Raw genomic sequence first — 18,299 nt, forward strand, 5'->3', positions numbered from 1 at the left:
CACCTTTCCTTACAACAAACAAGGCGCTCTGTGAGCGCCTTGTCTCTTTATTGAGGTTAACCCCTTATACTGAGAGAGGTTCCTGATCTTCGGAAAACCTATAATGATAAGGAGAAGCTGATTCCGTGTTAACTCTGCTACACCTGTTGTCCGCGGTTGCTCTGCTGGTGTGGGGCACGCATATTGTGCGTACCGGGGTGATGCGCGTCTATGGCGCTCGCCTGCGTACCGTTCTCAGTAGCAGCGTAGAGAAAAAGCCGCTCGCCTTCTGCGCGGGTCTTGGCGTCACTGCGCTGGTGCAAAGCAGCAATGCCACCACCATGCTGGTGACCTCGTTTGTCGCCCAGGATCTGGTGGGCCTGACGCCAGCGCTGGTAATGGTGCTGGGGGCCGACGTCGGGACGGCGCTGATGGCGAGGGTGCTGACCTTCGACCTGTCGTGGCTATCGCCGCTACTCATTTTTATCGGGGTGATCTTCTTCCTTGGCCGCAAGCAAACCCGCGCCGGGCAGCTGGGGCGAGTGGGGATTGGTCTGGGGCTGATCCTGCTGGCCCTGGAGCTGATTGTGCAGGCCGTGAACCCCATCACCCAGGCCAACGGCGTGCAGGTGATTTTCGCCTCGCTGACCGGCGATATCATGCTGGATGCCTTAATTGGCGCCGTATTCGCGATCATCAGCTACTCCAGCCTGGCGGCGGTGCTGCTGACGGCGACGCTGACCGCGGCGGGAGCAATCTCCTTCCCGGTGGCGCTGTGCCTGGTAATTGGCGCCAACCTGGGCTCCGGGCTGTTGGCGATGCTCAACAACAGCGCGGCAAACGCGGCGGCGCGCCGCGTGGCGCTGGGTAGCCTGCTGTTTAAGCTGGTGGGGAGCCTGATTATTCTGCCATTTGTCCATCCGCTGGCCGCGGCGATGCACAAGCTGCCGTTGGCGGAGTCTGAGCTGGTTATCTACTTCCACGTCTTTTATAACCTGCTGCGCTGCATCGCGATGGTGCCCTTTGCCGGACCGATGGCGAAGCTGTGCCAGCGTATGATCCGCGATGAGCCCGAGCTGGATAACCAGCTGAAACCCAAGCATCTTGACCCGTCGGCGCTGGATACGCCAGCGCTGGCGCTGGCCAATGCCGCGCGCGAGACGCTGCGCATTGGAGATGCGATGGAGCAGATGCTGGGGAGCCTGCATAAAGTGATGCATGGCGAACCGCGTCAGGAGAAAGAGCTACGTCGTATGGCGGACGATATCAACGTGCTCTACACCGCCATTAAGCTCTATCTGGCGCGAATGCCAAAGGATGAGCTGGCGGAGGAGGAGTCCCGGCGCTGGGCGGAAATCATTGAGATGTCGCTAAACCTCGAGCAGGCGTCCGATATCGTCGAGCGGATGGGCAGCGAGATCGCCGATAAATCGCTGGCGGCGCGGCGCGCCTTCTCGGTGGAAGGGTTAAAGGAGCTGGATGCGCTGTACGATCTGTTGCTCAGCAATCTGCAGCTGGCGATGTCGGTCTTCTTCTCCAGCGATGTACCCAGCGCCCGCCGTCTGCGGCGCAGCAAACACCGGTTCCGCATTCTTAACCGCCGTTACTCGCATGCGCACGTTGACCGTCTGCATCAGCAGAACGTGCAGAGTATCGAAACCAGTACGTTGCACCTGGCGCTGCTGGGGGATATGAAGCGTCTGAACAGCCTGTTCTGCTCAGTGGCTTACAGCGTGATGGAGCAGCCGGATGAAGACGACGAACGGGATGACTACTGAGACGGATTATTTTTCCGTCTATGTCGCTTCTTTTCTGGCGAGGTAGCCCTCCCGGGACGTGGCTGACGCCTTCCCGGGAGGGACATCCTAGCTTCTGGCAAACGCCGAGGCTTCTGCCACCAGCGCGTTATCCGGTCGTACGCCGGTATAAAGGGCGAACTGCTCGACAGCTTGCAGGGCAATGACTTCCGCACCGCTGATGGTTTGCTTACCCCGTTGTTGCGCCAGGCGGATCAGCGGAGTTTCCGCCGGCAACGCGACCACGTCAAACACGACGCTGGCCTGGGCCACCATGGCCTTGCTGAACGCCAGCGTGTTACTTTCCGCTCCCCCTGCCATGCCCAGCGGTGTGACATTGACCAGAATCTCGGCTGCGATCCCTTCGGGCAGGGGCTGCCACTGAAAGCCATACTGTTTTGCCAGCGCCAGGCCGCGCTGGCGATTGCGGGCCGCAATGATCACGTCGCGGAAACCGGCATCACGGAAGGCGGCAATGACGGCTTTCCCCATGCCGCCGCTACCCTGAATCATCACTCTGGCGTTGGTATCGAGCCGATGGCTGGCGATCAGGCTTTTGACCGCGATGTAATCGGTGTTTAGCCCGGTTAACTTCCCGTCGTCATTGACGATGGTGTTGACGGAGTCGATGACTTTTGCTGACGGATCGATCGCGTCAAGAAACGGTATGCAGCTCTCTTTAAACGGCATGGAGACCGCACAGCCGCGGATACCCAATGCGCGAACCCCTTTTACCGCCGCCTCAATATCCTTAGTCGTAAAGGCTTTGTAGAGGTAGTTCAATCCCAGCTTGTCATACAGATAGTTATGAAAGCGGGTGCCGAAGTTGCCGGGGCGACCCGCCAGGGAGATGCACAGCAGCGTATCGCGGTTAATCATGCGTAATATCCTCCGCGTGGGCCAGCAGATACGCTTCAGCCTCCTGGGACCAGATCCCATGGTGACGCGCCACAATCGCTGCCAGTTCGGGATCGGCGATCTCGCCCAGCGGCGTGAGCGGGAAGGCTTTTCCGGTATACACCAGCTTTTTTCCCCCGCCGACGGCAGGCAGATCGAGGGTGGTTTCGCCCGCGGCGTTCAGGCCGAGAATATGGGTGACCACTTTCGCCGTCTGGACCTTTTTCGCCTGCATCAGCGCCACCGCGGCGCGCATATCGTCAGTATTACCGCCGGAGGTGCCGACGTAGTGGGTAAAGGCGTAGTGCACGTCGTAGAAGTTGATCGGGGCGCTGAATTGCTTATCCTGGGGGCCAGCAAAGAAATTCAGGCAGCCGTCCGGGGCCAGCAACGAGGAGGCCAGGGTGATCAGCTGTTCGTTTGGCACAAACACGAAGATATCGTCGAAGCCATGGCCGCCGCTGAGCGCCAGCAGCGTATCGCGACTGGCCTCATGGCCGTCGAGGTAGTGGATCAGCGTCTGCGGCTCAGAGGGGTAATGACGGCGGGCGTAGCTGAGCTTCGGCTTATTGGTATCGGTCACTACCAGTAGTGAAGGATTGATGGGGCCGTGCAGCGCATAGTCGATAGCCAGCAGCCCCATCGGCCCCGTCCCGCCCAGGATCAGAGTGCGTCCCTGAGGACGGATCCCCATCACGTGGTTGTAACTCCCCTCCTGCAGATGATAATTGGCGTTGAAAGCGCCAATGACGCAGGAGAGCGGCTCCACCAGCGATCCTTCAAACCAGGTATCCCCCTCCCAGGTGAGCAGGCAATCCTGCGCCATCACCTCATTGGGGATCACCACATGGGTGGCTTCGCCACCGATCCATGGGAATGAGTAGCCGGGGCAGTCGGGTCGGTCGGGCAACTGCAGGTTGGCCTGAATCACGTAGCGCTGCCCTGGCTGAAACTTATGCTGCCACTTTTTACCGACGGCAAGGATTTCGCCGCAGAATTCATGACCGATAATAATGGGCCTGGTGGCCACATCATCTGGCACCTTTTTATGATCGGCACCCTGATTGGCCTCTTTCCATGAGGAAAGACACAGGCTGTCCGTGACCACCCGGGCGAGGATCTCATCGTCCTGCATCGCCGGGAGGGTAAAGGTTTCCAGGCGCAGGTCTCGTTTGCCATACAGGCGCAGGGCCGTTGTTGTTTGCATAAACCACCTCATCCCCTTCATCTTTCGGGGCTATGTTGTTGACGTCACCCCGGCATCGCCGGGGCGGAATAATCAGGACAGAAAGCCGAGGGCGTTGCCGATAATGCCTAAGCCGAAAAGGGCGAAAATCAGCCAGACCGGATTCACTTTCTTGTTCAGCAGACGCACCATCAGTAGCGTCAGGCCCAGCGCCAGCAGGCCGGGGCAGAGCTGATCGAGGATGTTCTGGACGGTCATCGTGACGGTGGCGCCGTCTGCACCGGGCGTTTGGGAAACCACCAGCGGCACATTGATGGTGGTCCATTTGGTCACCAGCACCCCCATGACAAACAGGCCGAGAATGGAGGCGCCTTCGGTCAGCTTCTGCAGCAGGTTACCGCCCATATCGCTGACGATATTGACCCCTTTACGGAAGCCCAGTTGCAGGCCGTACCACTTCATTGCCAGCCGCACTGCATTGAAAATAAAGAAAAATAACAAAGGTCCCAGAATGTTGCCGGAGAGGGCCAGCGAGGCGCCAAGGGCCGCGGTAATCGGCCGCAGCGTGCCCCAGACCAGCGGGTCGCCGACGCCGGCCAGCGGGCCCATCAGACCCACTTTGATGCCGTTGATAGCGCCATCGTCAATGGCCGCGCCGTTAGCCCGGGCCTCCTCCATGGCGGCGGTGACGCCGATCACCGGGCCACACACCGCCGGCGTGGTATTAAAGAACACCAGATGACGCTTCAGCGCCGCGACCTGATCGGCTTTGAGCGGATACAGGCGTTTGATCGCCGGGATCATGTCGTAGCAAAATCCCAGGCCATGAATACGTTCGAAGTTAAAGGAGGCCTGCTGGAGGTTGGAGCGGAGAAACATGCTCACCAGGTCGCCTTGCGTGATTTTTTTCTGTTCCATTTTCGGCTCCATTAGTCGTCAAGCTGGTCAAGGGCGGGGGCAGAGGGGGCAGTGGAGGCGGCGGGTTCAGCCTTACGCCACTGTGGATTGAGCTGGATGTAGATCAGCGCGATGATGACGCCCACGCCGCCGAAGGCCAGCAGGCTGAAGTCGAGATAACCCCCGGCGAGAAAACCGAGGAAAAAGAAGGGCATCAGGTACTTCACGCCCATCATTCGCAGCACCATCGCGTAGCCCACGACGACAATGAAACCACCGGCAATCTGCAGGCCGCGGGTGACGAATTCCGGGATCGCGCTGAGCATACTGCTGACCATGTCCGCGCTAACGAACAGCGAGACCACCAGCGCCGGGATTGCCACGCGCAGTGCCTGCACCCCCAGTGCGGAGACATGCAGCAGGTCGATGGTGCGAAAGCGCGCCTCCTCGGCCGCTTTGTCCGCGGCGTGCTGGAACACCACGGTAATGGTACGGGCGAAAACGGTCAGCACCTGCCCGGCGGCGGCCACCGGCAGAGCAATGGCGATACCGGTGGCAATGCTCTGGTGGCCCACAATCACCAGAATGGCGGAGATAATGCTGGCCAGCGCCGAATCTGGCGACTGCGCTGCCCCCACGTTCATCCAGCCGAGGGCGATCAGCTCCAGCGTACCGCCGAGCATAACCCCGGTTTTTAAATCGCCCAGGATGAGGCCAATCACGGTACAGGCGATAAGGGGCCGATGGGTCTGAAATTCATCCAGCACGCTGCCCATTCCGGCAATACAGGAAAAAATAAATATGGCTATTATCTGTAGGGTACTAATTTCCATAATTTATGACCTTTAAGGTGTGAGTCATCCTGCCTGCTACGGCATATCACAACAGGCGCTATTTTTATTCGCAGAAAGCTGTTTCGTTAATTTTGTCGAGAATATTGACTGACGGATCTGATGCGACCACGCGTAAATCGAGTTTTACGCCCAGTTTATCGAGTTCACGGAATGCCTGAATATCCTGCGGATCCAAAGAAACGGCTTTGGTTAGCTGTTTTTTACCGGGTCGCCAGGCCATGCCACCAATATTTAACGTGGCGATCTGCACGCCCTGGCGCACCATCGTTAAAACATCGTGTGGATTGGTAAATAAATAAAAGACGGTCTCGTCCTGATATTGCGGGTTATGATAGACCGCAACCGCTTTTTCCAGACTGACAACGTTTACCTTCATGCCTGGCGGAGCCGCCTGGCGCAACAGGGTCCGGCGAACCTCATCGTTAAATACATCGTCATTGCAGATAATTATCCGCTGGGCGTTGGCGACTTTTGACCACACGGTGGTGACCTGGCCATGAATCAGTCGGTCATCAATACGGGCGAGGGTAATTTGCATCAGAACTCCTCCTCAACGGTTTCTGGCTGCTGCCAGACCACACAGCACTGACTGGCGATGGCCTGCAGATGCTGGCATAAGTCATCGGCGCTCAGGGTATGCTGGTTATCCACCAGCTCGAGCGCCAGCGGCAGCGACAGGCCGCTAATCACCCGGATCTGCGGGTGACGCATTGCCAGCCCAGCTGCGGCATTCCATGGGCTTCCGCACTGCAAATCTACCGCGATTACCCACTCCTCATCGGTGTGGGCGCTTACTAACTTTTCCAGGTTAATGGCGATATCCGCCGCGTTTTCGCCGGGGACAAACGCGACGGCGCTGACGTTAACCTCGCCGTAGACCATGCATACCGAATCAAGCATGGCCCCGGCCAGCTGGCCGTGGGCGCAGAAGATAGCGTGAACCATACTGCCTCCTTAACCGCGCGTTTTTCCGCCGGCAATGTTAGTGGTGACTCCGGTGATGTAGCTGGCGCGCGCTGACAAGAGATAGCAAACAAAATCAGCCACTTCCGAGAGCTTTCCTGCCCGCCCGATGGGAATGGCGTTTTTGGTATATCCCTCGCGAAGTTGCTCGACGGTGATATTGCGCGTCCAGGCCAGCGCCTCTTCATATTCCGGTGTCCGCAGACCGGTTTTTTCGAGGATCCCCGGCGCAACGCCGACCACGCGGATCCCATATTTACCCAATTCTTTGGACCAGGAGCGGGTAAAGCTGTTGAGCGCGGCCTTGGTCGCGGCGTAGCAGCTTTGACCTTCAGAGCCTTCCAGGCCGCTCTCCGAAGAGACATTGACAATCACACCGGCGCGCTGTTTGACCATTTGACGCGCCACCGCCTGCGACATGAAAAACACCCCTTTCTGGTTGATATTGACCATTTTTTCAAAAGCGGCTTCGTTTAATTCATAGCGGCCGGCCGGTGCTTTTTCGTCGACTAATAAACGCGGGAAATTCACGCCAGCGTTATTGACCAAACCATCAATACGCGACCAGCGCTGAATAATGGCATCGATAGTCTGTTGCACCTCTGTCGCGCTGGAAATATCCGTCGGCCAGAAGTGATAATTATCGCCATTGTGATGACGATCGCCGCCATGAATATCAATCATCTGGACATGAGCACCTTGTGATAATAATTCATCGACAATGGCCAGCCCAATTCCCGAGGCGCCGCCGGTCACGATAATGATGTTATCTTTTAAATTTAACCAGGTATTCATTATTCACTCCCATTTCTTTAGATAAAGGGATCCCCCGCAGCGGGTGCTGCGTGAAATCATATCCTGTGTGTTATTTCAGTAATAACTCAGCCGTTTCTCTGTTTGTCACCAGACAATTAATATAGCGTCCGTGCAATGCGCCAAGAATGCCAGAGTATTTCTCTTCCCCCATGGCGATGCCGATGGAATAGCGAGCCTGGCGGAGCTTCGCCATTTCGATCGACAGGGTTTTTTCGCTCATATTGGTATCGACTAACCCGCCGTTAATATCGTAGAAACGCGAACAGATATCCCCGGCGACGTGGCGGGCGTTGAGATCGTCGCTCTCTTCGCTGCCGTAGAAGGCGTGCCAGTTTGCGCCGTCGCGAATGGCCGGTGAACCAATACCCACCAGCGCCACATCCAGGCTGTCCCAGTAGGATGAGATGGTTTTAAAATGCTGGGACTGCATGATGCCGTTGCGGATCAGCGGGTTATCCAGCAGAGCTGGAAAATCGGCAAGGTGGGATTCCGCTTTCAGTCTGGCTGCCGCGCCGTAGGTTAAGGTGTTCACATGGTAGCGGCTCTCCAGTTTACCGGAAGGTCCACCGATGATGGGGACGCAGATCACCTGGCGTGACTGGCTGGCCTGCGGCAGGTTCTCCACCAGAGAACGCACGGCGCGGCCCCATGAAAAACCGATGATATCGCCTGGCTCCAGCAACCGATCGACAAGCAGGGCGCCATGCTGGCCCATCGCACTCAGCTGTTCTTCTTCCAGCAGCCCATCGCTGCTGGCAACCACCGCCTCTTTCAGGCCAAATTTTTGCTTGAGCTGTTGCTCGAGCCACAGGTTTTCATTGTAGTCATAGTTGATGGCGATGGTAACAATGCCCTGCTCGCGGCCGCGCTTCAGCAGGCGACTGATGGTGGTGCGATAGATCCCCAGCTCGCGAGCGATTTGCGCCTGAGTCATATCCTGCTCGTAATAGAGCTGGGCGATTTTGACAATCAACCGGATATCATCGCTGTTTTCCATGGTCATCTGCAGGCTCCTGCACATTTGTGCAAATCGCGGGTTTGTGCTGTTGATCTGATATAACCCTATTAGAGCCACCGTTTAAAGCGATTTTCTTTTATTTCATCACCCTAATCTGGCGAATAATCTTGCACATTTGCGTTATCAATAGCGGGTTGTTGGCACCTTTGTGCATTGCACGCTAAATCGCTGATTCTGTGATATTTCATCATGCAAAGTTGCCAGGCGTTGAGCGGGACACTTTTGTGAAAAAAGGCGTAGTCGATCACACCTTGCGCCGGAGGGCGCAAAGGCACATCTTTTTTCTCGCCCACAAGGTAGGGTATATTTCGCTTTTACAGGAGAATCTATGCTGCCCGACTCATCAACCCGATTAAATAAATACATCAGCGAAAGCGGCATCTGCTCGCGTCGCGAAGCGGACCGCTTTATTGAACAAGGCAACGTCTTTATTAATGGCAAGCGCGCCACCATTGGCGATCAGGTGAAGCCTGGTGACCTGGTCAAAGTGAACGGACGGTTGATTGAGCCGCGTGAAGCGGATGATCTGGTGCTGATTGCGCTGAATAAGCCGGTCGGTATTGTGAGCACCACCGAAGATGGCGAACGCGACAATATTGTCGACTTCGTCAACCACAGCAAGCGTATCTTCCCTATTGGCCGTCTGGATAAAGATTCTCAGGGGCTGATCTTCCTCACCAACCACGGTGATCTGGTGAACAAGATCCTGCGTGCCGGCAACGACCATGAAAAAGAGTATCTGGTGACGGTCGATAAGCCAGTGACCGATGAGTTCATTCGCGGGATGGGCGCGGGGGTGCCGATTCTCGGGACGGTGACGAAAAAATGTAAAGTGAAGAAAGAGGCGCCGTTCGTTTTCCGCATCACTCTGGTGCAGGGGCTGAATCGCCAGATCCGTCGTATGTGCGAGCACTTTGGCTATGAAGTGACGAAGCTTGAGCGTACGCGGATTATGAACGTGAGCCTGACGGGGATCCCCTTGGGGGAATGGCGTGATCTAACCGATGACGAGTTGATCGACCTGTTCAAGCTGATTGAAAACTCCTCTTCCGAAGCGAAGCCGAAAGCCAGGCCGAAGGCCAAAGCGGCGACTCCCGGCATCAAGCGCCCGGTGGTGAAGATGGAAAATAGCAACGATAAGGGCCGCCCGGCTGCTAACGGGAAACGTTTCACCCAGCCGGGACGTAAAAAGAAAGGGCGTTAACGCCTGCCGCGGGTCGGCGTATTCGCCGACCAGGAAAAGGTCGCTTCCTTATCCGTTTTATAAGCCTGCTGTTTTTTCACCTGGCGGGCTTTCTTCGCTTCCGCTTCACGCTGCGCCATCAGCTTATCGATATATTCCTTTTTCACGCTGTTCGTTTCCGCATTGCTCAGCGGGCGGCCATGCGCAATACGCGCGCGGTCAAGCAGCGTTTTCAATTCGCGCTGTTCGCGCTCGGTCATCTCTTTTTGTGTAATACGGGGGAGTGCCATGGTGGTGCCCTCAGTCAGACCAGAGCACCCAGTGTACGGCAATCAGCGCAAAATAGAACGCATCCGGAAAGCGCCTCGCAGAATATTTCCCTCGTTCGTGACCAGTGCGCGGGTCTGGCTTAGGGTAACGGCACGCCTACTGGCCAACGACGACAAATTTTGGGCGGGAGATGTATAAAATTTTATACAAGGATGTGGTATGCTCAATCAGCAACAGAAATTAAGGCGTATCGTCTGGATGGGCTCTTCCTTTGACGATCTGCGCCAGTTTCCTGAGGACGTCCGCAGAGATGCCGGATTCCAGCTTTATCGTTTACAGTCGGGTTTAGAGGCTGCGGACTGGAAAGCGATGCCTCAACTGGGGCGGGGCGTTGAGGAAATCCGCCTGCGCCACTTTTCCGGTGCATATCGGGTAATTTATCTGGCCCGTTTTGCAGAGGCGATATATGTCCTGCACTGTTTTAACAAAAAGACGCGACGTACCGCCGAACACGAAAAACAGATTGTCAGAAACCGTTTGCAGGTTATACAGCAGGAACACAGGAGTCATAAATGAATCGTAAGAGGGTGGATGGTATTCGTCATGTGACCTCTGAAGAGAGCAATATATTCAGTGAACTGGGCTTTGATGATGCTGACGCAGAGCAGCTTCGGGGACAAGCGGAAAAAGAAGTTGAGCAGTTGATGGCGCTTAAACGACAGTTAATGCAGGAAATCGCTGAGTGGATAGATGAACATCAATTGAAGCAGGCCGATGCTGCCGCGAAGTTGAGCATTTCGCGCCCGCGTATTTCAGATGTGGTCAATCAGAAAACCAGTAAGTTTACCCTGGATGCGTTAGTCATGATGTTAATGAAGTTAGGTAAACCAGTACGTTTGCAGATTGGATAACGCACACGCCCGGGCCTGCGCCCGGACGTATCACGCTCAGCGCTTGTCGGCTTTTTTGGCGATAGGCTTTCCTGACCAGTACCCGGCCAGCAGCGAACCGGACAGGTTATGCCAGACGGAGAACAGCGCGCCTGGCAGCGCCGCCAGCGGGCCGAAGTAAATTTTACCCAGCGCGGCCGCCAGGCCAGAGTTCTGCATCCCCACCTCGATCGCCAGCGTACGGCAGGTGGATTCATCAAAACCAAACAGACGTCCGCCCCAGTAGCCGCCAAGCAGGCCAATGGTGTTATGCAGGATCACCGCGATAATCACCACCAGGCCGACGGAGGCGATATGGGCGGCGGAACCCGCCACCACCGCGCTGATGATCGCCAGTATGCATACCATCGAGAAAGCGGGCAGGAACGGCTCTACCGCTTTCACCACCTTCGGCAGCAGATGATGGACAATCAGTCCCAGCGCGATGGGGATGACCACAATCTGCAGAATGCTGAGCAACATGCCCATGACGTCGACCTGAATATGCGCGTCGACGTACAGACGGGTGAGCAGCGGTGTCGCCACGACGCCGACGAGGGTGGAGACCGAGGAGATGGTCACCGACAGCGCCACATCCCCTTTGGCAAGAAAGATCATCACGTTGGAGGCGGTCCCGCTGGCGACGCTGCCGACCAGCACCATCCCGGCGGAAAGCTCCGGCGGCATATGAAACAGCAGCGCCAGCAGCCAGGCGGCGAGCGGCATCACCAGATAATGGAGAAAGATCCCCGCAGCGACCGGCGCCGGGCGCGACAGGACGCGTTTGAAATCCTCCAGCTTCAGATGCACACCCATACCGAACATGATCAGCATCAGCAGGGTGGTGACCCATGGGCCAATTGGGGTGAAGGTGGTGGGAGTGTAATAGGCCAGAACGGAGAGCAGCAGTGCCCATAACGGGAACAGCCGCGTCAGAGTTGCGAGCATGTTGTGTTCCTTGCGATACGCGAACCGGGCCGCGCCATCCCGATGGGGCGGCGAGCAGGTCCGCTGGTTGTGTTGATGTTGTTATAAAAAAGCCGGGTTCGAGCCCGGCTATAGGTATTGTTTATCGTGCTAAGAAATTTTACTCAAACAAATTATGATGCAGCTTCTGCACCACCTTCTCCGCATCGGCGCCAGGCACCAGGAAGCAGAGGTTATGGCTGGAGGCGCCATAGCAAATCATGCGGATATTAAACGGCTCGAGGACGCCAAAGACCTCTTTGCCGACGCCGCAGGCTTTCGACAGCTCATTGCCAATCAGGGCCACCAGCGCCAGGTCTTCCTCCACTTCCACGCGGCACAGCGAGGAGAGTTCAGTCAGCAGCGCCTGGGTCAGCAGGGTATCGCCTGCAGAGGTTGAGCCGGTGGTATCCATGGTCAGGGCCACGCTCACTTCGGAGGTGGTGATCAAATCGACGGAGATGTTATGGCGCGCCAGAATGCCGAATACCTCGGCGAGGAAGCCGCGGGAGTGCAGCATATTCAGGCTGTGCAGCGTCAGCAGCGTCTGGCGGCGACGCAGCGCCAGCGCGCGGAACAGCGGCGGGTTCTCGGTGGTTTTACACACCAGCGTACCGCCCGCTTTAGGCTCTTTACTGGAGCCGACAAACACCGGGATATCGCTGCGCACAGCGGGCAGCAGGGTCGCCGGGTGCAGCACTTTGGCGCCAAAGGTGGCCATTTCCGCTGCCTCTTCAAAGGCGATGACGTCGATGCGTTTCGCCGCTGGCGCCACGCGCGGATCGGTCGTATAGATCCCGGGCACATCGGTCCAGATATCGACGCGGGTGGCATTCAGCGCTTCGCCGAGCAGAGCGGCGGTATAATCGCTACCGCCGCGGCCGAGGGTGGTGGTGCGGCCTTTCGCTTCGCTGCCGATAAAGCCCTGCGTCACCACCAGGCCTTCCGCCAGGCGCGGCGCCAGCTGCTGCTGGGTCAGTTCGGCGACGGCGGCGATGTCCGGTTCGGCGCGGCCAAAGCGATCGTTAGTGCGCAGCACTTTACGGGCGTCAAACCACTGCGCCTGAATACCGCGTTCACGCAGAATTTCTACAAACAGCAGGGTGGACATCAGTTCGCCATGGCTGACCAGTTCGTCGGTCAGGGCGGTCGAGGAGGCGAGCGCGGCGGCTTCCGCCAGCGTCGTGATATTTTCCAGCAGGCGCTCAATCTCTTCGCGGATCACGTTGGGATAGCGCAAACGCTCCAGAATATTGAACTGGATCTGGCGCAGAGCATCCAGCTGGGAAAAACGTTCGGTGGGTTCCAGCCCTCCCGCTAAGGCCACCAGAATGTTGGTCACGCCGGCGGAGGCGGAGAGCACAACAATACGGGTATTGGCATCGAGCAGCGCCACATCGATGCTGCGGTTCATAGCGTCAAAATCGGCAACGCTGGTGCCGCCAAATTTGGCGACGACTAGATCTGTCATAACAACCTCGTGTCAGGGGGCCTGACTTATTAAAACGATTCCTGAACACCGATCGTGGCAGGGGCTGGACGCCGCCGGATCGCAACAAAATGTCTTAATAAGCCAGGCCAAATTATTCAGCCATGGCACAAGGGAAGAGCGATAAACAGGGTGGCGCAGAGTGATAAACAACTACGATGTCACCCAGAAGTGCTCCACCTTGTAGACCCGACTCACCGCTCTGGGCGCTGAGGTGTTCGGGTATGAAACGCCCGACTGCGAACGTTTCTGGTGACAACCCAGGGGATTCAGCCCCTGTGGCCGGTGAGGAGCGTGACCAGACGCTCTTTCACCTCGGCGTTGCTCCCCCTCACGTATTTTCCCCGGACTGGTTCCTCCAATACGGTTACCTGGGCAACGCACCTCTTCTGGCAATTACCGACGTCTTTCACCTGGCCGGGGGAACAGGGACATTATATCCCCCGCGAATACCCTTTCGCTGTAGCGTGAAATGCGCGAGCAATAGATACCTACCAATACGTAAGCACTGCGGATATATAAAGGCTTAACACCAGCTATGTCAACGCTGCGGTTATGCGGATTTTTCATGCCCCTGCGGCTAACAGAAAAAAGCCTTATGATAGCTATACTAATGGGGCTTTTTACTCCGTTTTGACCCGATTCCTGACCGGCGTCAGGGACAAGTCACAAAAATCATCACAATTTTCCGTCACCGGCGCTACAATCGACCGAAGTCACAATCTCAAATCAGAAGAGTATTGCTAATGAAAAACATCAACCCAACGCAGACCTCTGCCTGGCAGGCATTACAGAAACACTTCGACGAAATGAAAGATGTCACTATCAGCGAGCTGTTCGCCAAAGATAGCGACCGTTTTTCTAAGTTTTCCGCGACGTTCGACGATCTGATGCTGGTGGACTTCTCCAAAAACCGCATCACCGAAGAGACGCTGGCTAAACTGCAGGATCTGGCGAAAGAGACCGATCTGGCAGGCGCCATTAAATCGATGTTCTCCGGCGAAAAGATCAACCGTACCGAAGACCGTGCGGTACTGCACGTCGCGCTGCGCAACCGCAGCAATACGCCGATTGTGGTTGATGGCAAAGATGTGATGCCGGAAGTGAACGCTGTGCTGGAGAAGATGAAAACCTTCTCAGAAGCGATTATCTCCGGTAGCTGGAAAGGCTATACCGGCAAACCGATCACCGACGTGGTTAACATTGGTATCGGCGGTTCCGACCTCGGTCCGTTCATGGTCACCGAAGCGCTGCGTCCGTACAAAAACCACCTCAACATGCACTTTGTCTCCAACGTCGATGGCACCCACATCGCTGAAGTGCTGAAGAACGTCAACCCGGAAACGACCCTGTTCCTGGTGGCGTCCAAGACCTTCACCACTCAGGAAACCATGACCAACGCCCACAGCGCGCGCGACTGGTTCCTGGCGACCGCGGGCGACGACAAGCACGTGGCCAAACACTTCGCGGCGCTTTCTACCAACGCGAAAGCGGTTGGCGAGTTCGGCATCGACACCGCCAACATGTTCGAATTCTGGGACTGGGTTGGCGGCCGCTACTCCCTGTGGTCGGCGATTGGCCTGTCCATCATTCTCTCCGTGGGCTTCGACAACTTCGTTGAGCTGCTGTCCGGCGCGCATGCGATGGATAAACACTTCTCCACCACCCCGGCGGAGAAAAACCTGCCGGTGCTGCTGGCGCTGATCGGTATCTGGTACAACAACTTCTTCGGAGCAGAAACCGAAGCGATTCTGCCGTACGACCAGTACATGCACCGTTTTGCCGCCTACTTCCAGCAGGGCAACATGGAGTCCAACGGTAAGTATGTTGACCGTAACGGCCACGCGGTAGACTACCAGACTGGCCCGATCATCTGGGGTGAGCCGGGCACCAACGGTCAGCACGCGTTCTACCAGCTGATCCACCAGGGCACCAAAATGGTACCGTGCGATTTCATCGCCCCAGCTATCACCCACAACCCGCTGTCCGACCATCATCCGAAGCTGCTGTCCAACTTCTTCGCTCAGACCGAGGCCCTGGCTTTCGGTAAATCCCGTGAAGTGGTCGAGCAGGAATATCGCGATCAGGGTAAAGATCCGGCGACCCTGGAGCACGTGGTGCCGTTCAAAGTGTTTGAAGGCAACCGTCCGACGAACTCCATCCTGCTGCGTGAAATCACCCCGTTCAGCCTGGGGGCGCTGATTGCCCTGTACGAGCACAAAATCTTCACCCAGGGCGCGATCCTCAACATCTTCACCTTCGACCAGTGGGGCGTTGAACTGGGCAAACAGCTGGCTAACCGCATCCTGCCGGAGCTGAAAGACGGCAGCGAAGTTAGCAGCCACGACAGCTCGACTAACGGCCTGATTAACCGTTATAAAGCCTGGCGCGCATAATCTTGCGCAGCTAAGACGCAATGCCGACCCTTAGGTCGGCATTTTTTTTACAGCCGCCGCAGCAGGCGGGCTGGATTTCCCGCCCACACCCCTTTCTCGGTAATGGACTTCGTCACCACGCTGCCCGCGCCAATCACCACGCCGTCGCAGATGCTGACGGCCAGAATCGTGGCGCCACTGCCGATCGACACGTCATCGCCAATCTCAATTCGCCCCCAGCTGGCGCGGTCGGCGTTTGGTTTACCCTCGCGAAACAGGTCGTTGGCAAACATCACGCCGTGACCGATAAAGCAGCGCTGGCCGATGGTGACGTACTCGCAGATAAAGGTATGGGACTGAATTTTACTGTTCGCGCCGATGCGGGTATTGCCCTGGATCTCAACGAACGGCCCGACGAAGACGTTATCGCCCAGTGTGCAGTCGTACAGGTTGGCGGGCTGGTAGATCACCACGTTCTCACCGCTGGTGACGTTGCGGATCGCCGTTTCCCGAAGGGTATGCATAGTGCCTCTCAGATCGGTTTGGCCAGAATATGTAAGGTGCTTTGCTGGCTGGCGGAATGAAATGCGACATCTTTCACGTGCTGCATCCCCTGACGTTCGTAAAAGCGGCGCGCAGCGGGGTTATCGGCGAGCACTTCCAGCCACAGCCAGCGTTCACCGGCCGCTTTTGCTCTCGCCTCGACGGCGCGAAATATCTGCTCGCCGTAGCGTCGGCCCGTTGTGTCAGGCAGCAGATAGAGCTTATGCAACAGCGTACCGGACGGACCTTCAGGACTTATCGCCTGACGACAGGCGTATTTCGCAAAGCCGACAGGGTGGGGGGCTTCAGCAATCAACCAACAGCACTGGGAATCGGTCAGGCTGCGTTGCAGCGAGGCCAGGGAATACTCTTGTTGCAGGTAGCACGCCAGCTCGTCGGCGTTATGCCAGAGGTGAGCAAAGTGATGGCGATAGCTGGCATTGCCCATTTCATTGAGTAAAGCCGCATCCTCTGCGCGTGCGGTACGAATCTTCAGCATGGTTGTTTCCTTTTTAACCCGTCCGTCTGGGCTGTGATTGTTACATCTTCGCCGGTGGTGGCAAAAAGTTAGCGAATAATGTCGATCTGGATCACATTTTTGCGTTATACAGGTCTCAAAGAAGCATAATGATGAGGGGTATTTATGTCGTCGGTTTATCGTCCGCTGGTGAATTTTATCGCCACCGCGATGCAAACGGTTTTGAATCTTGGGCTGCTGTGCCTGGGGATTATTTTGATCGTCTTCCTCGGGAAAGAGACGCTGCATCTGGCCGATGTCCTCTTTACCCCGGAGCCGACCAGTAAGTACCGGCTGGTGGAAGGTCTGGTGGTCTACTTCCTCTACTTCGAGTTTATCGCGCTGATCGTCAAGTATTTTCAGTCGGGGTTCCACTTCCCGCTGCGCTATTTCGTCTATATCGGCATCACCGCGATTGTGCGCCTGATTATCATCGACCATGAGTCGCCGATGGCGGTGCTAATTTACTCTGCTGCGATCCTGATCCTGGTGATTACGCTCTGGCTGTGTAACTCCAATCGCCTGAAACGCGAATAAAAAAAAGCGGCCTCCAGGGCCGCTGACCAACAGTCACAAATAAAATTTATGTAGGGTCCAGTTGAGGATAGCAGTGGCATTGGCCTTACTTTTTCAGCTGAGGGCGACGGCGACAATACCCGGTTGGGGTCGTGTATTGCGGCTAGACCGTCGGCCCTCATCTGAAATTTGGGGCCGGTGTTACAAAAAAAACTTAACCTTTCACCCCACCCGCCGTCAGGCCGTTAACCAGCCAGCGCTGCGCCAGCAGGAAGACGACCGTGATCGGGATGGCGGAGAGCACCGCCGCAGCGGCGAAGTCGCCCCACAGATAGTTCTGCGGGTTGAGATACTGTTGCATACCTACCGCCAGGGTATAGCTGTTCACATCGCGCAGCAGCAGCGAGGCGACGGGCACTTCGGTGATGGCTGCGATGAACGACAGAATAAACACCACCGCCAGAATCGGCACCGACAGCGGCAGCAGCACGAGGCGGAAGGCCTGCCATGGGGTCGCGCCATCCAGCGCCGCCGCTTCTTCCAGCGAACCATCGATGGTTTCGAAGTAGCCTTTAATCGTCCAGACGTGCAGCGCGATACCGCCCATATAAGCGAAGATCACGCCGCCGTGGGTGTTGAGGCCGACGAACGGGATGTACTGGCCCAGGCGGTCAAACAACGCATACAGAGCCACCAGCGACAGCACCGCCGGGAACATCTGGAAAATCAGCATCCCTTTCAGCAGCGTCGCTTTCCCCGGGAAGCGCATACGGGCAAAAGCGTAGGCGCAGGTGGTGGAGAGGGCGACGATACCGATCGCGGTAATGCCGGCGACCTTAATCGAGTTCCACAGCCACAGCAGCACCGGGAACGGCGGCGGCGTGACGCGGCCATCGGCGTGTTCGACGCTGAAGCCTAACGCCAGACGCCAGTGTTCCCAGGAGATGGTATCCGGGATCAGGCTGCCGGTGGCGAAGTTACCCTCGCGCAGCGAGATGGCGATAACCATCAGCAGCGGAAACATAATCGCCGCGATAAAAATCAGTAGCAGGAGATGCGTAGTAAAGAGACGCAGCTTTTGAGATTTGGGTTGGACCATAGCCAT

Annotated in this window: 20 protein-coding genes and 1 riboswitch; of the genes, 6 read left to right on the top strand and 14 right to left on the bottom strand. The window is 56.8% G+C overall.

The annotated features are described in order from the left end of the window. Positions 1-125: 125 nt before the first annotated feature. Positions 126-1,757: a Na/Pi cotransporter family protein gene (locus SPE70_RS01030; RefSeq protein WP_008807325.1), complete on the top strand. Its 1,632-nt coding sequence runs from the start codon at positions 126-128 to the stop codon at positions 1,755-1,757. 87 nt (positions 1,758-1,844) lie between these two features. Here SPE70_RS01030 and SPE70_RS01035 read toward each other — a convergent pair whose 3' ends face one another. The 8 genes from SPE70_RS01035 to SPE70_RS01070 all read right to left on the bottom strand — a co-directional run bounded on the left by SPE70_RS01035 (position 1,845) and on the right by SPE70_RS01070 (position 8,385). Then, complete coding sequence (locus SPE70_RS01035; protein WP_008807324.1) at positions 1,845-2,654, bottom strand: shikimate 5-dehydrogenase; 810 nt, start codon at positions 2,652-2,654, stop codon at positions 1,845-1,847. Next, positions 2,647-3,879 (bottom strand): L-sorbose 1-phosphate reductase, encoded by a 1,233-nt coding sequence (sorE, locus tag SPE70_RS01040; RefSeq protein ID WP_008807323.1) that lies wholly within the window; start codon positions 3,877-3,879, stop codon positions 2,647-2,649. The genes SPE70_RS01035 and sorE overlap by 8 nt, the downstream gene beginning before the upstream one ends. 72 nt (positions 3,880-3,951) lie before the next feature. Further along, entirely contained in the window at positions 3,952-4,776 is an 825-nt protein-coding gene (locus tag SPE70_RS01045) for a PTS system mannose/fructose/sorbose family transporter subunit IID (RefSeq protein ID WP_002884590.1), read from the bottom strand. Between the two features lie 11 nt (positions 4,777-4,787). Continuing rightward, on the bottom strand, positions 4,788-5,588 hold the full coding sequence (locus SPE70_RS01050; RefSeq protein WP_002884608.1) for a PTS mannose/fructose/sorbose transporter subunit IIC: 801 nt from the start codon (positions 5,586-5,588) through the stop codon (positions 4,788-4,790). A gap of 64 nt (positions 5,589-5,652) precedes the next feature. Further along, the gene (locus SPE70_RS01055) at positions 5,653-6,147 is read right to left on the bottom strand and encodes a mannose/fructose/sorbose PTS transporter subunit IIB (protein WP_004151751.1); all 495 of its coding nucleotides are present in this window, start codon (positions 6,145-6,147) and stop codon (positions 5,653-5,655) included. Further along, a complete protein-coding gene (locus SPE70_RS01060) occupies positions 6,147-6,554 on the bottom strand; it encodes a PTS sugar transporter subunit IIA (RefSeq protein ID WP_002884611.1) in 408 nt (135 codons plus the stop codon). The genes SPE70_RS01055 and SPE70_RS01060 overlap by 1 nt, the downstream gene beginning before the upstream one ends. A gap of 9 nt (positions 6,555-6,563) precedes the next feature. After that, a complete protein-coding gene (locus tag SPE70_RS01065) occupies positions 6,564-7,367 on the bottom strand; it encodes an SDR family oxidoreductase (protein WP_022065225.1) in 804 nt (267 codons plus the stop codon). 70 nt (positions 7,368-7,437) lie between these two features. After that, positions 7,438-8,385: a sugar-binding transcriptional regulator gene (locus SPE70_RS01070; RefSeq protein ID WP_002884616.1), complete on the bottom strand. Its 948-nt coding sequence runs from the start codon at positions 8,383-8,385 to the stop codon at positions 7,438-7,440. A 349-nt stretch (positions 8,386-8,734) separates the two neighbouring features. Here SPE70_RS01070 and rluF point away from each other — a divergent pair, with 349 nt between their 5' ends. Continuing rightward, positions 8,735-9,610: a 23S rRNA pseudouridine(2604) synthase RluF gene (rluF, locus tag SPE70_RS01075; protein ID WP_008807321.1), complete on the top strand. Its 876-nt coding sequence runs from the start codon at positions 8,735-8,737 to the stop codon at positions 9,608-9,610. Here the strand turns inward: rluF and SPE70_RS01080 are convergent. Continuing rightward, positions 9,607-9,879: a YjbD family protein gene (locus SPE70_RS01080; RefSeq protein ID WP_004177859.1), complete on the bottom strand. Its 273-nt coding sequence runs from the start codon at positions 9,877-9,879 to the stop codon at positions 9,607-9,609. The genes rluF and SPE70_RS01080 overlap by 4 nt on opposite strands. Before the next feature lie 199 nt (positions 9,880-10,078). Here SPE70_RS01080 and SPE70_RS01085 point away from each other — a divergent pair, with 199 nt between their 5' ends. Both SPE70_RS01085 and SPE70_RS01090 read left to right on the top strand, forming a co-directional pair. Then, positions 10,079-10,435, top strand: a complete 357-nt coding sequence (locus SPE70_RS01085; protein ID WP_012969165.1) for a type II toxin-antitoxin system RelE/ParE family toxin — start codon at positions 10,079-10,081, stop codon at positions 10,433-10,435. Then, complete coding sequence (locus tag SPE70_RS01090; RefSeq protein WP_008807319.1) at positions 10,432-10,770, top strand: helix-turn-helix domain-containing protein; 339 nt, start codon at positions 10,432-10,434, stop codon at positions 10,768-10,770. Before SPE70_RS01085 ends, SPE70_RS01090 begins: the two co-directional genes overlap by 4 nt. Positions 10,771-10,806: 36 nt before the next feature. Here the strand turns inward: SPE70_RS01090 and panS are convergent, their stop codons facing one another. Both panS and lysC read right to left on the bottom strand, forming a co-directional pair. Then, positions 10,807-11,736, bottom strand: coding sequence for a ketopantoate/pantoate/pantothenate transporter PanS (panS, locus tag SPE70_RS01095; RefSeq protein WP_002884627.1), 930 nt, complete (start codon positions 11,734-11,736; stop codon positions 10,807-10,809). Positions 11,737-11,875: 139 nt separating this feature from the next. Continuing rightward, complete coding sequence (lysC, locus tag SPE70_RS01100) at positions 11,876-13,225, bottom strand: lysine-sensitive aspartokinase 3 (RefSeq protein WP_008807318.1); 1,350 nt, start codon at positions 13,223-13,225, stop codon at positions 11,876-11,878. A 179-nt stretch (positions 13,226-13,404) separates the two neighbouring features. Next, positions 13,405-13,640, bottom strand: a riboswitch (Lysine riboswitch). Between the two features lie 349 nt (positions 13,641-13,989). On the opposite strand from lysC, the gene pgi reads away from it, so the two are divergent. After that, positions 13,990-15,639: a glucose-6-phosphate isomerase gene (gene pgi / locus SPE70_RS01105; RefSeq protein WP_012543196.1), complete on the top strand. Its 1,650-nt coding sequence runs from the start codon at positions 13,990-13,992 to the stop codon at positions 15,637-15,639. Between the two features lie 47 nt (positions 15,640-15,686). On the opposite strand, the gene SPE70_RS01110 is transcribed toward pgi, so the two are convergent. Together SPE70_RS01110 and SPE70_RS01115 are read right to left on the bottom strand one after the other, a co-directional pair. Then, positions 15,687-16,142: an acyltransferase gene (locus SPE70_RS01110; RefSeq protein WP_032734029.1), complete on the bottom strand. Its 456-nt coding sequence runs from the start codon at positions 16,140-16,142 to the stop codon at positions 15,687-15,689. 8 nt (positions 16,143-16,150) lie between these two features. Beyond that, positions 16,151-16,660 (bottom strand): GNAT family N-acetyltransferase, encoded by a 510-nt coding sequence (locus tag SPE70_RS01115; RefSeq protein WP_008807315.1) that lies wholly within the window; start codon positions 16,658-16,660, stop codon positions 16,151-16,153. A 144-nt stretch (positions 16,661-16,804) separates the two neighbouring features. Here SPE70_RS01115 and psiE point away from each other — a divergent pair, with 144 nt between their 5' ends. Then, entirely contained in the window at positions 16,805-17,215 is a 411-nt protein-coding gene (gene psiE / locus SPE70_RS01120; protein ID WP_004206282.1) for a phosphate-starvation-inducible protein PsiE, read from the top strand. 193 nt (positions 17,216-17,408) lie between these two features. Here psiE and malG read toward each other — a convergent pair whose 3' ends face one another. Then, complete coding sequence (gene malG / locus SPE70_RS01125; protein ID WP_002884725.1) at positions 17,409-18,299, bottom strand: maltose ABC transporter permease MalG; 891 nt, start codon at positions 18,297-18,299, stop codon at positions 17,409-17,411.

This window comes from Klebsiella sp. ZJOU C1 (assembly GCF_035620215.1).
In the GTDB taxonomy this organism is placed as follows: Bacteria; Pseudomonadota; Gammaproteobacteria; order Enterobacterales; family Enterobacteriaceae; genus Klebsiella; species Klebsiella variicola.